The following is a 16,787-nucleotide window of genomic DNA, read 5'->3' on the forward strand; positions in this document are numbered from 1 at the left end:
CTTTTCATTTTGTCTTACTTCATGTCTTTGTGCATGAAAGGGCATTTTCCTTGGATGGGTTCGCTATCATCCCCGATGAAAAATTGTTTCCATTCGTTGTGTTCAGGGTCGCCGAAATGGCTGATATCTGGGTGTGTTGGCAGGTGATCCCACTCTTCTACACGCTGACGAACTTTTTCGCGTGACATGACACCGCCTTTTTCAGTTCCTTTTAACCCCTCAAAAATACGGCGGGGCTGAAAGCCAAGCACCATGGCGTTGCCAAGATCGCGCGTTTTCCGCTGCTTGTAGGCTGGGGTATTGCCGAAGATGAAAATAGGTTCGCCCTGGAACGTGAAATCCCATAAATAATGGTCCGGATCGCGCGGAGCATCTTTGGGCCATTCCATTTCGTCTTCGTCATGCAAATACTGGAGTATGTCCCAAAATTGTTGGCGGTAGGTTTCCAAAGAACCTTCTTCCTTGAACGGTTCCACAAAAACGAACAAGCCGTGGCGTTTGTGTTTTGGGTTGTTGAACAAAGCCAAGAACGATTCGACAGCTGCAGGCAAATTGCTCCAATCTTCTTGTGTGATATAGGCATAGCGCAATTCGCCTTTTAACTCGCCGCTCATTCCAAAGTAGCAAGGAAAGGTTTTGTCTGTCACGGTTTCGTGAAAGGTCTTGTATTCAGCCAAAAGCCATTCCGGCAGGTCGGTACGGGTTGAAAAGTCCTCTTTTGTTAATAAAGCTTCGTTAGTAGTAATCATGTAAAGTTCCTCCATATACAAAAAATAACATCTACCTTGTTGTTCCCCAAGAAACTGCCGGCAAAACAAAAACGGCCGAGAAAAAATCTCAGCCGTTTGAGCGGTTTGTCAAAAGGCACCCGATCCGCCGCCACCGCCGCCAACACCACCACCGAAAGAAACAGAGCCTGTTCCGCTGGCCGAAGCACTTGTGCTTGAATTGGCAGCGACAAATATGCCCGTCAGCAGCACAGGGTTGTAAAATACGCCAAAGTCCGCAAATGCCGATTCACTGTAAGCAGTGGTGAATCTTTGGGTATTGGAGTTTGTTGATTTTTCATCAACGCCTAACACATAGGCAAAAGAACGCATTTTTTCGTCTTGCGTCAAGTGGTGCCAATCATCTTCGTTCAAATTTTCCATGGCTTCTCGCAGCTGTTTCCACTCAGCACGGATGACGTGGCCCTCATAAGTAATGGGGGAGTAAAAACAAAAAGCGATAAAGCAAATGCCGATCACGAGCGAGAAGAACATTAGCGGCAATAGGTTTGTGATCCCGAAGAAAATCGCCGCTGCAAACAACGCCAGTCCAATCAATCCGACCGTCCAGCGTAGTCCTTTCGGATTGCCGTACAACCCGTGCTGTTTTGCCTCTGCTGCAACGCCTTGCTGCCAGGCAGCGATAGATTCGTTATAAGCCGCATGGTTTAACTCATTTTTCGTGTAGGCCTCAAGATCTTTTGTTTCAAAGAATTCTCCGTCGCCAACTTTGTCAAAAAGCAGTTCGATCAAACTGTTTTCATGCGCAAGTTCCGCATTGCGGTCAATTAGCCGGAATTGTTCTTGCGATACTTGTTCAACGTACTTTTTGCGCACCAGTTCCATTAATGCAGCTGCGGTTACGGATGGTGTCAAAATGGAAGACTTGGTGAAATACAAAGTAGCCGGAATGCTCATCTTCTGCTTTGGTACAAAGAAAGCACCATCAGTTGGTTGTGCCTGTTGCCTGGTTTTTCGTGAACGGTTCCAAGCCCAAGCGGTCATGGCAAGCAGCAATGCTCCAGCCGCTGGAACGAGCCCAGTGCCGATAAATCTTCCCGTATCCTGTCGTGCTGCAAAAGCAGCCGCTTCGTTTTCCAGCCGCTCTTTTTCATCAGCCAACTCTTCGCGTACAGAGCCGTTTTGCAAGGGAAGGGCAGGGAACAGTTCGGCATCAAAAATAACGCGGACATCGCCGTTTGAGCCTTCGGGAACCAAGCCCATTTCAAACAGGACCGAGCCGTCATTTTGCACAGAGCCTGTTTCAAAGGCTTCGTCATAGCCGACAAAATCGGTTCTTTCTGCTGGAGCGGGAGGGCTTACCGATATAGTCATGTCTTCATAATCACTTTCATTGCGGTCATCGAAGAAAGGCCAGTAAAACTCGGCGCCGTCTTCAAATTTTTCAACGGCTTGTTGAATTTCATAGCGCAATTCAACTGTAATGGTTTCGTCATCGCCTTCACGGAAAATTTGATACAAGTCCCCGTCACGTTCAACATTTAGTTCGGCTCCATCTTCATAGCCAGTAAAGTTTTGAATTGACGTGCCTTCTTTTGGAACGATTTCTCGAGTGATGCCGTTAAAATCGTCTTCGAACGCATAAGTGTGGTTCTCCACCACGTCCACCGTTCCATCGGCATTTACCTGCGCCTCAATGATCACTTCGGAAATAGAATAGTCAACAGCTAGGGCTTGAACAGGAAACAGGACAAAAACCAGTAGAACTGCTGCAATTATAGAAGATCTTTTCTTGTTCATTTCCATCACCTCTTTCTTTATGTACGGAAACTGCAAGCAAAAGTTTCAGAATTCTTGTTTAGCGGATTGCTGCATGCGGCAAAATCGCATGGACCCCTTTGACATCGTTGACGACTTGCGTAACATGCAAATCGACTGCAACACTTGATAAAGCGGTCGCTTCTGTCCGAGAAATGCCATACAACTGTTCCATAAAGGAAACCATCTCAGCAAGTGCAGCTGCTGCTGCTTCGTTTAGGTCTTCATTAAATCCAAACGTGATCCAGCCGGTTGGGGTATTTGCTCGCGGTACGGACAGCTTCATGTCTTCGTGGAGGATCAACGTAATGTCAGCCAAGTCCATCGGACATTCAATCGCTGTACCTGAACTTTCTCCATCTCCTTGAAGTGCATGGCCATCGCCCAATGAAAATAGTGCACCCTCTACAGAAATAGGCAAGAAGAGACTGCTGCCGGGCACCAATTCTTTGCAGTCGATATTGCCACCGAAATAACCAGGCGGCTTTGTCGGAAAGCTCCCGGCTTCCGCAGGCGCCACTCCCATCAATCCTAAAAATGGGGACAAGCCGACTTTGAATTGCTGGCCGCCAAGTTCACAGCTTCCGGTCATCTTATTTGCATCTAACTTCCAGTCTACTTGCAGCCGTTCGCTGTCTGTGATGCCTAGTTTGCCATTTTGCCAGGCTGGCAGCCCTCCAGCCCAGTTGCGTCCGTACCATCCGGGAATCAGCTTGTTGGTACGCACTTCCAGTACCATCCCAGGCTTGGCTCCTTGAACTGCGATAGGTCCTATAATGGGGTGGGCCAACTTTTCTTCGTTTTCGCGCGATTTAAAAATAGTCCGTTCTTCGTTTTCAGATGCGGAATAACCCCATTGGATATCGAGTGTTTTCAACTGAATGGTATCTCCTGAAGCGACTGTCAGAATAGGTGTGTAGTCCCGATTAAAAGATGAGTGAAGCTGATTTGAATTGAGTGGTATAGAATGGATCACAAAAATGCCCCTTTCGACTGCCTGGATTTTCTTATTCTTCTGATTATATCAATGACTTGCTGAATGAACAAAAAGGATTTTGAGGCACTGACAGAGAAACGTTATTTGTAATAGGAAGATGAGTTGGTGGATCTCTAGTTCTGAATGAACGTTAGAAAGGAGTTGTTCCATATGGAAATTGAAAATTTGCTTTCAATTCAAACAAGACAGGAATTCAGAGAGTGGCTCGAAGAACATTCAACTACCGAAAAATGTTGTTGGCTATTGGTCAGTGTCAAAGAAAAACCACGTGTTATTCAATATCTGGATGCCGTCGAGGAAGCCTTATGTTTCGGATGGATTGATGGCATTATGAAGAAAAAGTCTGATACGGAACTGGCTCAAAGATTTTCACCCAGAAAAAAAGCAAGCAACTGGACTGAGTTAAATAAAGAGCGGGTCAGAAGGCTGGAGAAGTTAGGGTTAATGAAAGAAGGAGGGTTGAAAGTTCTTCCTGACATGCGCCCGGAATCTTTTAGTATTGATCCAGACATTGAATATCGGTTGAAAGAAGAACAAGTATACGAGAACTTCTTAAACTTCCCTGAATTGTATCGAAGAATCCGAGTTGACAATATTCAAGGATATAAAAATGATCCTGTAGTTTTTGCCAAAAGATTGGATAAGTTGATTGAAAATACGAGGGCAAATAAAATGTATGGCCAGTGGAACGATAATGGCCGGCTGATCGATTATTGAGCCATTCATCGATCGATTTTTGAGAACGGTTTCGATGGTAAATGGAAAACACCAGAAAGCGGTACTTTCCATATAGTCAGTATTGGTGCCATTCTTTTAAGACGTCGCCAATTTGGCGGTTATTGATAACCCAGTCGGCATAGCGGTCGAGTGGTGTTGATTCCTGGTTGACAATAACAAGCTTTGCACCATATTCTTTGGCGATGAGCGGGAACTGATTTGCAGGTGCAACCGACAACGAAGAGCCGAGGACAATGAACAAATCGGCCCGCCTTGCTTCGTCGTAGGCCATTTCAAAAGGCTGTTCCGGCAACATTTCTCCAAACAACACGACAGAAGGGCGAAAAATGCCGCCACATCCGCAGCGATAGGATTCGTCAAGAAAGGCTTGGATGCTGCGGGAAGTGCCGCACAGCTGGCAATGAATGTTCTGCAAGCTGCCATGCAACTCTGCGACTTGTTGGCTGCCGGCCAGCTGGTGGAAACCGTCAACGTTTTGGGTAATGATGGATTGCAGCCGTCCTTGTCGTTCCCAATCTGCCAAAATGCGGTGGCCATGATGCGGTTCGAACTCTTTTACGCCCAAAGCACGCTTGCGGTAAAAATCGATAAATTCTTCGACATTCGTATTCAGCGCCTCGACGCTGGCTATTTGGTTTGGGTCTTTTTGCTGCCATAATCCCTTGTTTGCTGAGCGGAAGTCGGGCAAGCCACTTTCAGTCGACATGCCGGCACCGGTAAAGATCACTACATGCTTCGCGTTTAAAAGCCAGTCTTTGGTCATTAAATCCACTCCTTTAAAAGAATTCTTAAAACAGTCCAATTAACGGTGCGTTTGCGACGGGAAATTGGACAGGGAGGACAGTTCTCAGTTTTAATAATAAAGGTTTCGACACAGAAAGTATAAGTTGACGATGTACTGCAGGAGCGTTTTGCACGGCGAATTTGCTGAAATATGATAAAATAACAGAGAAAAACAGCAAGAAGGGACGTGCAGCAGATTGATCAACATTCGATCCGGTGCCCTTTTTGGAAGAGCACCTTTTCTTTCTGCCAAAAAAAATGAAACACCGCTTTATATAGAAAACATAGTGATTTTAGGAGACTCTGTAGCTTATGGCTACGGGACCAAAGGCGGCATTGCCAGTTACTTGAAAGAAACATTCCCAACAAGTAAGATTACGAATCTTGGCATTAATGGACTGACCAGCAGCGGGCTGGTCCAGAAAATGCGGACAGATTCTTGGCATGCGCCGCTCGAAAAGGCAGACCTTGTGCTGCTAAATATTGGCGGCAATGATTTGCTTCGTGGATTTCGAAATGGTGGGGCAAAGGGATTGCTTCGGCAGTTTTCCATTTTAAAACGTACCTACCGCCAAAACCTGCTTGAAATTTACTCTTTGATCCGACAGGCAAACGATGAGGCGATCATCGTTCAGAATAACCTGTACAATTCCATGAAAAAAGAAGAGCAATATTTCGGTTTTACAAACTTGTTATTCCGTGTCTGGAATTCAGCCATCGGCGAAAAAGGTATCATCGTTTCGAAAACGGCTGAGATGGGAAAAAATCCGTCTATTTGGTTGGATTCTATTCATCCCAATGACGAAGGCTATAAACTCATGCATAAGTTAATGATCCAAACGTTATCCACAACCGGATTTTCCATTCAGCCAGTTAAAAAGTAGTTGGCTTTTGTGGCCTTAAAGTAAGAAGAAGCACAGGATTTTTTCTGTGCTTTTTTCTTTATCGGAAAAGATTGATAGATCGTTTTGTTTATAACGCCTTTAAGAGTCAGACGCCAAGGGACGGAGGGAAGAAATGAAAAAAACCTTACGTGTTTGTATCGTGTTGGTCATTTTAATTTTGTCTTTGCAAGCTTGCAGCAAGGAAACCAGCAAAGACGACGAGGAGGAGAAACCAATGGAAGAACTTGAAGGGAACTGGGAAGGGGCTATTCAAGTACCCAATCAACCACTGCCGATTATCGTTGCATTTAACGGGCAAGAAGGGACAATTGCAATACCTGTTCAAGGCATTGCAGATTTTCCGCTGACAGCCATTGAATTTGATGACCCAGTTATTCGTTTTGAAATGAATATTCAAAATCAACAATTGGTTTTTAATGGTGAAATGATTCAAGATGAAATCACGGGTACATTCACCCAGCAAGGACAAAGCTTTCCATTCGAACTGACCAGGTCCACTGCAATTATTGAACAAGAAGCTGGCACCAAAGTTGAAATTGCTGTGGCAGGAGGGACCATGAAGGCGCTTGTTTTAACTCCAGAAGGAGAGGGACCATTTCCTGTTATGGTTATGCTGTCAGGTTCTGGACCAACCGATAAAAATGGCAACTCGCCGCTGTTGGCAGGAAAAAACAACAGCTTGAAAATGGTAGCGGAAGCATTGGCTGAACAAGGAATCGCTTCGATCCGTTACGATAAACGCGGAGTTGGAGAAAACGCACACTTGGCTGGGATGGAAGAAGACTTGGAATTTGATGACTACATTGCAGATGCAGCAGCCTGGATCGAGTATGCAAAGTCACAGGAAACCTTTAACCGGACGGGTGTCATAGGGCACAGTGAAGGATCATTGATTGGCATGATTGCGGCACAGCAGCAAGATGCTTCAGTGTTTGTTTCATTAGCAGGGCCCGGCCGTGCAATTGATGAGGTGCTAATGGAGCAGTTGAGTGGGCAGCTTTCTGAAAATCTGTTAGCGGAGTCGGCGGAAATCATAGCAGCGTTAAAAGAAGGGAACAGGGTCGAGCAAATCAGTCCAGAGCTGGCCAACATTTTTCGGCCCTCGGTTCAACCGTACCTGATTTCGTGGTTAGCATATGACCCCAAGGTTGAACTCGCCAAGCTTGATATTCCTGTCCTAGTCATTGGTGGCACCACTGATCTTCAAGTGCCTGCGCAAGATGCCAAGCTTTTGAAAGATGCTTCTAAAGATGCAGAAATATTGATAATCGAAAACATGAACCATGTTCTTAAAAATGCTTCTGCCGACTCTGCAGAAAATCTAGAAACGTACAGCAATCCGGATTTACCGCTTGCAGATGGATTGGTGGAAGGGATAACGGAGTTTCTGAACTAATGATCCAAACGCCTTCCGATTGCCGGAAGGCGTTTTTAGTTAGCAATTCGGTAAAGCTTGGCGTTATTTTTTTTGTTTTTCAAAAAAAGATTGACTATTTAAAACTATACTAATAACATAAAATATGTTTCTAGTATATAAATGATAAGTTTGATTATTTTTTGTAAAACTACTTTTAAAGACAAATGGAAGGAGCAAAGCCAATCATACTAAGAAATTAGCACATAGCTGGAATTTCTTAGTATATAAAGAAAGCGTTTTCATATAAGAATAGGGGTGCCCAATGTTTACTTTTCTAATTTCCATTGCCATTTTGGTGGTGGCCTACTTTACATACGGAAAATTTATTGAAAAAATGTTTGATCCGGTCGAAACGAGAAAAACGCCTGCTTATGCCAATGCGGACGGTGTCGATTTTGTACCAATGAACAAACACAAAAATGCATTAATTCAGTTGCTGAATATCGCCGGAACGGGACCGATTTTTGGTCCTATTATGGGAGCGCTTTATGGCCCAGTGGCATTTCTCTGGATTGTGATCGGTTCAATCTTTGCCGGAGCGGTACACGATTATTTAACAGGCATGATTTCCATTCGCAATAAAGGAGCGCACATTCCGGAACTTGCCGGCAAGTTTTTGGGAGCTGCATCTCGCCATGTCGTCAATGTCTTTGCCTTATTGCTGCTGCTGTTGGTCGGAACGGTATTCGTGACGACGCCAGCATCCCTGCTGTCAATTTTGTTGGATGGAAAAGTTGCTGTAGGCATTATTATTGTCATCATATTTATTTATTATTTCTTATCGACCATTTTGCCAATCGATAAAATCATCGGACGGCTTTATCCATACTTTGGGGCAGTGCTATTGATTGGGACCTTGGGCGTCGGTGTTGCGCTGATGTTTTCCGAATACAAAATCCCGGAATTAAACTTTACGAATATGCATCCGGGTAATTTGCCAATTTTCCCGATCTTGTTCTTCACCATTACTTGTGGGGCACTATCGGGCTTTCATGCAACCCAGTCGCCGATTATTTCACGGACGGTTGAAAAAGAATCTCAGGGCCGTTACATCTTTTACGGAATGATGATTGCGGAAGCGATCATTGCCATGATCTGGGCAGCTGCAGCCATGAGCATTTTTGACGGCCAAACCTTGAGCGGCTTGATCAACTCTGGCACGCCGTCAGCGGTTGTCAATGAAGTGTCTATGACTTTGCTTGGTGCAGTAGGCGGAACCATTGCTGTTTTGGGTGCCATCGTTTTGCCGATCACTTCCGGCGATACGGCATTCCGCGCGGCACGCTCCATTATTGCCGATTACATCAAAGTGGATCAGACCAAGCTGATGAAACGACTGGCCATCGCCATTCCACTGTTTATCATTTCAGCAGTGTTGACGCAGGTTGACTTTAATTTACTATGGCGTTACTTCTCGTGGGCCAATCAGGCAACTGCGGCCATTGCGTTGTGGATCGCGACGATGTATCTCTATATCCAAGGCAAAAACTACTTGGTGTCTCTTGCACCAGCGATCTTTATTACGTATATGGTTTTTGTCTATATACTGAACCAAAAAATTGGTTTTAACTTGGACTTGAATCTTTCATTCATTATCGGGTTGGTTCTGACGGCTATCGTTATTGTACTTTTTTATGGCAAAGCCAGAAAGAACCGAAAAGAAGACGTGCAGACAGTTGCTGTGGTCGAATAATAAGAAGCAGGCTGTTACAAGCCTGCTTTTTGCTATGTTATAGAGATAAAACCTTGTGAAAAATGAAAGTAAAATAAAAAATCTTTATTTTTCCTGATTTTTTGATACAATTAAAAACTGAGATGATTAGAAGCTCTCGCAGATAGAGCCGGTCACTCGTAAAAAAGGGGGAAAAGTCAATTTCTAATAATTGGTTATGGTTGCCGATCTTGATTTTTTCGATGAATTGCATCCGCTATGCAGAAACTATGATGCACCGCGGCCTGGCTTCTTATCAGGTACTTTTGTTTTCATTGAGCATCATCGGCACACTTTATTTGCTGTGGGTTATATACAAAGGAAAATCAGTGCGCAATAAACCGACGGGTAAACGACATTTCAAAATTTAAATACCGTTAGTAAAACGGCTTGTCCCATTCAATCATGGGACAAGCCGTTTTACTTATTTATGGGGCTAGACTGGATAATGTTCGTCTTTTAACAAATTTTTCAGCGCCTGTTTTTCCAAGTTGATTTCACTCGCAGTGCGAATGCCTTGGCGGCGGATCAAATAAAGTGGTGGAGACCACCCCCTGAGCGCTTGCTGGAGCATAAAGGCACTGGCGGTTCCGCCCAACAGAGCCCATTTTTTATTGGCTGTAAGCGTCAATAAAGAGGCGGACAAGGCAATACCGGCCATCGTGATTTTCAAAACCTGCTCGGTATCCCGTTCGTTGTCCAGTTCAGCGATGCGCTGTTTGATCGCTTCGGGTTCTTCACGTTTAAACTGATTGATACGGGCTTCGGTTTCCCGTTCTATTTGTTGATTGATGTGGTCCGGCGTTGCCTCGGCAATTTTTGTTTGTGTGGATGGCAATGTTTGAATATCTGTGTTCATAATCGATTCCTCGCTTTCGCAGTATGTTAGTAGTATTCCGCAATGAGGGGACGCTAAACCTTTTCTGTAAATAAACTGATGCAATGGGAAGAGCAATTCCGCACTGCTTGAGGCAGCAGCGGGTGCTATACTATGCACATAAAGTCTATAACATTTGTATACCACCAATGGAGAGGAGTGTTCTGCATGATCCGTGTACTGTTTGTATGTTTAGGCAATATTTGCCGCTCGCCTATGGCGGAAGCGGTTTTGCGAGAGCAGCTCAACAAACAAGGGTTATCTAAAAAAGTAGAGGTAGACTCGGCTGGAACAGGAGATTGGCATGTCGGCAAAAAGCCGCATCCAGGAACGGTGAAAATACTGAAAAATTATGGCATTTCATCAAGCGGGATGAAGGGGCGCCAACTGCACAAGGACGATTTCCACAAATTCGACTACATCGTTGGCATGGACCAGACAAATATTGCAGATATCCGTTCAATGCTCGATCAGCCAAGCGACTCGAAAATTCTTCGGTTTTTGGATTTAACCTATCATTCGAAAGACGTTCCGGACCCTTATTATACAGGTAACTTTGAGGAAACTTATCAACTGGTTGTAGATGGCTGTCAGGCATTATTAATGAAAATAAAAGAAGAAAATAAATGGGGTTAAAATGTTGCAAACCAGCCGTGGACAAAAACGGCTGGTTTTTTCTGGGGTTTATTGTTCAAATCTTGCCCAAACTGTTGGCAACAGCTCAGTCAATTCGTGTGCTAAGAGCGTATGGGGAGAGCGATTCGTTACCCATTCGTCTGCACACGCCCCGTGCAGATGGACCGCGTTCAGCACGGCTTGCTTCCAATCGGTGTGGCAGCACAACATGCCAAGCATCATGCCCGTCAACGTATCGCCGGTGCCGCCTTTTGCAAGGGCACTATTGCCGGATGGATTTGCCCAAATTTCACCATCCGGAAACGCGGTAATGGTTTTTTTCCCTTTTAATACAATCGTAACTCCCAGTTTTTTCGCCCACTCACCGGCATGAAGCGCACGATTTTCTTGCAGGGCCTCGACAGTGACCCCGGTTATGCGAGAAAACTCGGCAGGGTGGGGCGTCAGGATGATGGGTGCCTGTCGATCGGAGTATGTCCTCTTGCTTAAAGCGCCTGCGTCTAAAATAATCGGCATTCGGCTTTCAAGAAGAACATTTACGGCATCTTCCATCAAGCTGTCCGGAATGGTTCCGGGACCGATGGCAGCTGCACGGTATGAATTGACCGATGACTGCTGTTCAGCAATTTGCTTCAGTCCGTTTGACAGGTAGGTCGCTTCTGGCAACTGCGGGACAATCATGCCCATGGCTTCAGCTTCTGTCGCGATGACCAGCTTGCCGACACCGCTTCTCATAGCACCGAGCCCTGCCAGCAACGCGGCCCCCGGCATTTCTTTCGTACCCGCAACCAGCAAAGCGGTGCCATAGCTTCCTTTATGGCTGTCGGATCCCCTGCGTGGGAGTGAGGCTTTTACTTGTGCTTCTGTCCATAAACGTGGTGTTCCTGTCAATGATGTCATGGTCATTCCTCCTATTATTTGGTGAAGTAGTATCGTAGCAAAGTCGTGATAGTCCATAAAGGGAAATAAATCAAATAGACGGCTTAAGAAAAACATTTGTTTTATTTCTGTTGACTTATACCTTAAAGTTACTTAACTTTTGTGGGGATTGCAAAATAAAAAGCAAATACCCAGTTAATTCTGATAAAATGAAATTATGTCGCTTCTATCAGAACAGGAGCTATAAATGAATGAGCGAGTGAAGGAGATTGAAGATGAAGACGATTAATGTACTGGTAACCGGAATAGGCGGGCCGACAGCACAAGGGCTACTGCGCGGTTTTCAGGAGAAGGACGACGTCTATGCTGTCGGTGCAGACCGCCGCCCGCTAACATCCGGCAACCAATTTTGCGACAAGACCTATCAAATTCCTCGATTTACTGATGTGAAATTATACAAGCAGGCGATTTTAAAGATTGTGAAAGAGGAAAAAATTGATGTCATATTTCCCTCACTCCATGAAGAGATTGCCTTATACCATGAGTTCCGAAGCGAACTGGACGTTCTTGTGGCTTTGCCGGAAAGCAACAACTTTGAAGTATTGAATGACAAAGAAAAAACGTACGAGTTTCTTTTGGAGCATGGCTTGTCTCAATATATTCCCCAATATGTAGGTTTTACAGGGACACAACACATACATAGAATACTGAAAGAATCATTTCCAGGCGAGCCATATGTTGTCGTGAAAGAAGTGACTGGCTATGGGTCCATGGGTTTCTCTATAGTGACCAACAGAGAAAACTATTTAGCGGCTTTGCGGGCAGGCAAAAATAAGTTCGTCAATGCAGATGATTATTGCGACCTTGACCGAAGCAATCGGCGAATTGCGATGGAGTTTTTAGCTGGCAAAGAATACAGTGTCGACGTGCTGATCCATGACGGGAAAGTGGTAGCAGCGATTCCACGAGAGCGGACAGGCGTTTCAAGCGGAATTGTATTGGATGGCAAAGTGTTGTTTAATAAAGACTTGATCGAAGCTGCAACTCGCATTTCAGAAGTGCTGGCGGACAATGGGTTTTTAAACCTGCAATTTTTTAAAACAGACACTGGCTATAAATTGACGGACGTCAACGCCCGTTTTTGCGGCAGCCAGGTGATGAGTCTCGGAGCCGGTGTCAACTTTCCGTATTTGTATCTTCAGTACAATGTGCTGAATGAGCTTGTAGAAGTGGAGCCGAGGTGGAATACCCGAATGATTCGTTTTCGGGATCATTTCTTTATCCACGAAGATTAACCAGCAGCCGAATAACAAAGTTGCCAACTAAACGATAGATGGTCGAATTGAGGTTCCTATGAAAAAAGCAGTCATACTTATTATGGTGTTAACGATTTTCTCTAAGTTCATCGGTTTTTTCCGAGACATCACCTTGTCGTATTTTTATGGAGCCTCTGGAGTTAGTGATGCCTATTTGATTTCATTGACAATCCCAACAGTCATTTTCGGTTTTGTCGCCACCGGCATTTCAACTGGCTATATTCCGATGTATAGCCGGATAGCAGAAAAAGAAGGCGAGCGGCAAAGCAAAGCCTATACCAATAACCTGCTGAATATTTTGTTTGCATTTGCAACACTTGTGGTCATTGCCGGTTTGATTTTCACAGAAACACTGGTCAAGTTGTTTGCCAGCGGTTTTACTGGCGACATTCTTGAATTGGCGATTACCTTTACGCGCATCAGCATTGTCGGCATATACTTTACAATGGCCATTCGTATCTTGAGTGCTTATTTGAACATGAAAAAGTATTACGTGGTGCCGACGCTGATTGGTTTGCCGCTGAATATTGTGCTCATCGCATCGATTGTCCTCAGTGACCGCTACGATTTTATCTTGTTGCTGGCTATTGGCAATGTCGCAGCCATCGTGATCCAGTTTCTGATTTTGCTTTATTTTTCCTATCGGAAAGGATTCCGCTATCAGTTTATTTTCAACTTGAAGGATCAACACATCCAAAACATGGTGTTTTTGGCCGTTCCGGTCATTATCGGATCTTCCGTCAATCAAATCAACAAATTGGTCGATCGCACATTGGCTTCGCAAATTTCGGTCGGCGGCATCTCGGCATTGAACTACGCCAATACGCTCAATTTGTTTGTACAGGGAGTGTTTGTGGTTTCCATTTCGACGGTGATGTATCCGCTGATCTCGAAAATGGCGTCTAAAGGCAATTTGGATGGCCTGAAAAAAGCGCTGGCACAAGCGATCACCGGCATCAATTTGCTGGTTATTCCCGCAACAATCGGTTCGCTGTTCTTTGCAGAACCGATTGTTGCCTTGCTGTTTGGCCGGGGAGCTTTTGATGAACAGGCCGTTGCCATGACTTCTGCGGCTTTTTTCTTTTACTCGATCGGCATGATCGGCTACGGCTTGCGGGAAGTGCTGTCACGCGCGTTCTATTCCATGCAGGACACGCGTACGCCGATGATCAATGCAGCAATTGCCATGCTGCTGAACATTGTCCTGAACTTCATTCTGTCCCAATACTTAGGGATCGGGGGCTTGGCATTAGCCACCAGTATCTCGGCCATTTTCGGGACTGCGCTACTGTTTATCAGTTTACGGAAAAAAATCGGTCCACTGGATATGAAGACCATCTCCCTGCCTTTTGTAAAAATTTCATTTGCTTCGCTGGCCATGGGCATAGCCGCAAAGCTTCTGTATGAATTGCTGTTGCCCGCAGCCGGTTTACATTTGTCGCTCATTGCAGCAATCTTGTTTGCAGTAGCAGTCTACTTCGCGCTCGTCTCTATGATGAAAATAGAAGATGTAGACGAGTTGATTGCGGGATTGCGCAGGAAAATTGTAAAGCGCTAGAAGCTGGACTAGCCTGATGTATGTCAAAACTTCCTTTTCTTCTTTGAAAGGAAGTTTTTTTATGCAATAACCGGTATAAGTGGCAGTTATCTTTCCTAAAATTAAGTTTCAGATGGGCGGCAATTCCGGCCGCTAAAAAGCCTAATGTGTGAGAGCCAACTTGCTAAGCCGCAAAGAATGGTAGACTGTTGGTAACAAGGCTGCTGGCCATAATAAAAAGGGGATGGAAAATATGGAAAACAAACAACCTGTTCGCTTGTCTGAACGTTTGCACATCATTGACGGATTTGATATGGGGCTGCCCGAGCGAACCGGCACGTACGTTATTGCTGAAGAAAGCCTGACGCTTGTGGACACCGGTCCGAGCCCTTCTGTTAAACACATCCAAAAAGGCTTAGCTGCTTTAGGGCATACACTTGACGACATCAAATACATAATTGTCACACACGTCCACTTGGACCATTCCGGTGGGGCGGGGTTGTTGCTTCTGGATTGCCCGAACGCCACGGTCGTGGTCCATCCGAAAGGTGCACGCCATCTGTCGGATCCGAGCCGTCTGACCGCCGGAGCGCGAATGGTCTACGGCGAGCAGTTTGATCAATTGTTTGATCCAATTGTGGCAATTCCGGAAGAACGTTTGCTCATCAAAACCGAAGGGGACTATCTTGAAATTGGTGCTGCGTGCAGGCTGGAATTTTGGGATACTCCGGGGCACGCCAACCACCACTTCAGCATTTACGATCCTGTCAGCAACGGCGTGTTTGCCGGAGACACGGTCGGCATACGCTATGCGCAATTGGGGGAAGAAGGAATTGATCTGTACTTGCCATCCACTTCTCCCAATCAATTCAATCCCGGGGCCATGCATCAGGCCATAGAACGCATGTCTTTGGCCCAATTGGACGCTATATATTATGGGCATTACAGCAAAAGCGACCAGCCTGAGAAAGCCCTTCGCCAAGTCCAGGAATGGCTGAACGTATTTGTGGCAGAAGGAGATAAAGCATTCGCCGCCGATTTTTCTCCTCAACAACTGGCAGACCTTCTCTTCCATCGTGTACAGCGCTATTTGCAGACCCAAGGCGTGGAGGACACCCATGAGGTTTATCCGTATATCCGCTTAGACATGCAAGTCAGTTCGATGGGAATACTGGATAGACTGTCGAAACAAAGGTGAACCTGTGGATTGGATTTCTACGGAATACCCGCGCTGGATTAAAGAAATCCAGAGCGGGTATTCAATAGGTAACGACATTGATAGGGAGTGGCACAACATGCTAACTAAAGATAAAAAGAGCGGGGAAGAAGAGGCAAACGAAGAGTTTACCGGTAGCCCTGAACATCAGTTTCCAGATTTTGAAGCAGAAAAACAGCACGATGAGGAGTCTGACAAGGCACAGAGCTCAAGAAAAAAGCAAGATTCTGATGACTGACACAATCGTGAATCATAAAGAAGCTGAATCAAAAAGTCCGCTTTCGCAAGATTTTCATTCATAGACGATATTCATTTATTCATGCTGAATAAATGAATATCCATGTAAGTCAATTACTAAAAACACATTAAATGTGAATGAAACAGTTTATGCGTCCGCATTTTAAGGGTAAAGAAAAAACATACAAGTAAAAAACATTTTTCACCCACATCTGAAAATTTGAGGGCGTTTAATGAATGGAAGTTATCAGCGAGAGGTGGAATTTTTAATTATGCAATTATTGACCGAAAAAACAGCATTTATTACAGGAGCGGGAAAAGGGATCGGACGGGCAACAGCGCTCGCATTGGCTAACGAAGGAGTCAATGTTGGGCTGATCGCTCGGACAGAAGCAGATTTGGTCAAACTTTCTAAAGAAATCAAGTCATTGCGTGGACGTGTAGCTTATGCAGTAGCGGATGTTTCGAATTTGGAACAAGTGGAAGCGGCCGTTGAAAAGTTGACAGCTGAAATCGGCACGGCTGATATTTTGATCAATAACGCAGGCATCGGCAAATACGGACCATTTTTAGAGTTGGATCCGGAAGAGTGGAAACAAGTGATTGATGTCAATTTAATGGGCATGTATTATGTGACTCGAACTGTACTTCCGCAAATGATCAAGAAAAACGGGGGAGACATTATCAATATTTCCTCGAGTTCGGGTTTGCGGGGATCAGAAGGTTCAAGTGCTTATAGTGCTTCGAAGTTCGGTGTACTCGGCATGACAGAATCACTGTCACAGGAAGTCCGCAAAAACAACATTCGGGTGTTTGCCTTGACGCCTAGTCGGGTCGTTACGGACTTAACGTACAAAGAAGGGGAAACCGAAAAAGACAAAGAAAAATTCATGCAACCGGAGGATATAGCGGAATACATGGTGGCACAGCTAAAGCTGCATCCCCGAATTTTTATACCAACATCCAGCCAATGGGCAACCAACCCATTTTAA

General features: G+C 45.1%; 16 protein-coding genes. 10 read left to right on the plus strand and 6 right to left on the minus strand.

Translation table 11 applies throughout. The features are described from left to right. Positions 1 to 14 precede the first annotated feature (14 nt). The 3 genes from AC4EG4_RS05895 to AC4EG4_RS05905 form a co-directional block, all read right to left on the minus strand. A complete protein-coding gene (locus AC4EG4_RS05895; RefSeq protein ID WP_490978377.1) occupies positions 15 to 749 on the minus strand; it encodes a YqcI/YcgG family protein in 735 nt (244 codons plus the stop codon). 108 nt (positions 750 to 857) lie between these two features. Continuing rightward, the gene (locus AC4EG4_RS05900) at positions 858 to 2,528 is read right to left on the minus strand and encodes a DUF2207 domain-containing protein (RefSeq protein ID WP_490987216.1); all 1,671 of its coding nucleotides are present in this window, start codon (positions 2,526 to 2,528) and stop codon (positions 858 to 860) included. Between the two features lie 58 nt (positions 2,529 to 2,586). Beyond that, entirely contained in the window at positions 2,587 to 3,522 is a 936-nt protein-coding gene (locus AC4EG4_RS05905; RefSeq protein ID WP_490987217.1) for an acetamidase/formamidase family protein, read from the minus strand. A 171-nt stretch (positions 3,523 to 3,693) separates the two neighbouring features. Between AC4EG4_RS05905 and AC4EG4_RS05910 the strand changes: the two genes are divergently transcribed. Further along, complete coding sequence (locus AC4EG4_RS05910) at positions 3,694 to 4,260, plus strand: YdeI/OmpD-associated family protein (RefSeq protein ID WP_490987218.1); 567 nt, start codon at positions 3,694 to 3,696, stop codon at positions 4,258 to 4,260. Positions 4,261 to 4,336: 76 nt separating this feature from the next. Here the strand turns inward: AC4EG4_RS05910 and AC4EG4_RS05915 are convergent, their stop codons facing one another. After that, on the minus strand, positions 4,337 to 5,044 hold the full coding sequence (locus AC4EG4_RS05915; protein ID WP_490987219.1) for an NAD-dependent deacylase: 708 nt from the start codon (positions 5,042 to 5,044) through the stop codon (positions 4,337 to 4,339). A 217-nt stretch (positions 5,045 to 5,261) separates the two neighbouring features. Here AC4EG4_RS05915 and AC4EG4_RS05920 point away from each other — a divergent pair, with 217 nt between their 5' ends. From AC4EG4_RS05920 to AC4EG4_RS05930, 3 genes are all read left to right on the plus strand, one after another. Beyond that, complete coding sequence (locus AC4EG4_RS05920) at positions 5,262 to 5,948, plus strand: SGNH/GDSL hydrolase family protein (protein ID WP_490987220.1); 687 nt, start codon at positions 5,262 to 5,264, stop codon at positions 5,946 to 5,948. A gap of 133 nt (positions 5,949 to 6,081) precedes the next feature. Continuing rightward, positions 6,082 to 7,365 carry an alpha/beta hydrolase gene (locus AC4EG4_RS05925; RefSeq protein WP_490987221.1) on the plus strand — a complete coding sequence of 428 codons (1,284 nt, stop codon included), beginning with the start codon at positions 6,082 to 6,084 and terminating at the stop codon, positions 7,363 to 7,365. Positions 7,366 to 7,648: 283 nt separating this feature from the next. After that, positions 7,649 to 9,079: a carbon starvation CstA family protein gene (locus AC4EG4_RS05930; protein ID WP_490987222.1), complete on the plus strand. Its 1,431-nt coding sequence runs from the start codon at positions 7,649 to 7,651 to the stop codon at positions 9,077 to 9,079. A gap of 454 nt (positions 9,080 to 9,533) precedes the next feature. Here the strand turns inward: AC4EG4_RS05930 and AC4EG4_RS05935 are convergent, their stop codons facing one another. Continuing rightward, the gene (locus AC4EG4_RS05935) at positions 9,534 to 9,956 is read right to left on the minus strand and encodes a DUF2892 domain-containing protein (protein ID WP_490978385.1); all 423 of its coding nucleotides are present in this window, start codon (positions 9,954 to 9,956) and stop codon (positions 9,534 to 9,536) included. Positions 9,957 to 10,142: 186 nt separating this feature from the next. On the opposite strand from AC4EG4_RS05935, the gene AC4EG4_RS05940 reads away from it, so the two are divergent. Next, on the plus strand, positions 10,143 to 10,610 hold the full coding sequence (locus AC4EG4_RS05940; protein ID WP_490978386.1) for a low molecular weight protein-tyrosine-phosphatase: 468 nt from the start codon (positions 10,143 to 10,145) through the stop codon (positions 10,608 to 10,610). Between the two features lie 48 nt (positions 10,611 to 10,658). On the opposite strand, the gene AC4EG4_RS05945 is transcribed toward AC4EG4_RS05940, so the two are convergent. Further along, positions 10,659 to 11,510: an NAD(P)H-hydrate dehydratase gene (locus tag AC4EG4_RS05945; RefSeq protein ID WP_490978387.1), complete on the minus strand. Its 852-nt coding sequence runs from the start codon at positions 11,508 to 11,510 to the stop codon at positions 10,659 to 10,661. 254 nt (positions 11,511 to 11,764) lie between these two features. Between AC4EG4_RS05945 and AC4EG4_RS05950 the strand changes: the two genes are divergently transcribed. The 5 genes from AC4EG4_RS05950 to AC4EG4_RS05970 all read left to right on the plus strand — a co-directional run bounded on the left by AC4EG4_RS05950 (position 11,765) and on the right by AC4EG4_RS05970 (position 16,787). Beyond that, on the plus strand, positions 11,765 to 12,784 hold the full coding sequence (locus AC4EG4_RS05950) for an ATP-grasp domain-containing protein (RefSeq protein WP_490978388.1): 1,020 nt from the start codon (positions 11,765 to 11,767) through the stop codon (positions 12,782 to 12,784). A 58-nt stretch (positions 12,785 to 12,842) separates the two neighbouring features. Further along, positions 12,843 to 14,363, plus strand: a complete 1,521-nt coding sequence (gene murJ / locus AC4EG4_RS05955) for a murein biosynthesis integral membrane protein MurJ (protein WP_490987223.1) — start codon at positions 12,843 to 12,845, stop codon at positions 14,361 to 14,363. Positions 14,364 to 14,595: 232 nt separating this feature from the next. Next, a complete protein-coding gene (locus AC4EG4_RS05960) occupies positions 14,596 to 15,540 on the plus strand; it encodes an MBL fold metallo-hydrolase (protein WP_490987224.1) in 945 nt (314 codons plus the stop codon). Between the two features lie 4 nt (positions 15,541 to 15,544). Next, a complete protein-coding gene (locus AC4EG4_RS05965) occupies positions 15,545 to 15,796 on the plus strand; it encodes a hypothetical protein (protein WP_490987225.1) in 252 nt (83 codons plus the stop codon). A gap of 271 nt (positions 15,797 to 16,067) precedes the next feature. Further along, positions 16,068 to 16,787 carry a 3-ketoacyl-ACP reductase gene (locus tag AC4EG4_RS05970; RefSeq protein WP_490978392.1) on the plus strand — a complete coding sequence of 240 codons (720 nt, stop codon included), beginning with the start codon at positions 16,068 to 16,070 and terminating at the stop codon, positions 16,785 to 16,787.

The sequence above is a fragment of the Planococcus sp. TJ-201 genome (assembly GCF_058268495.1).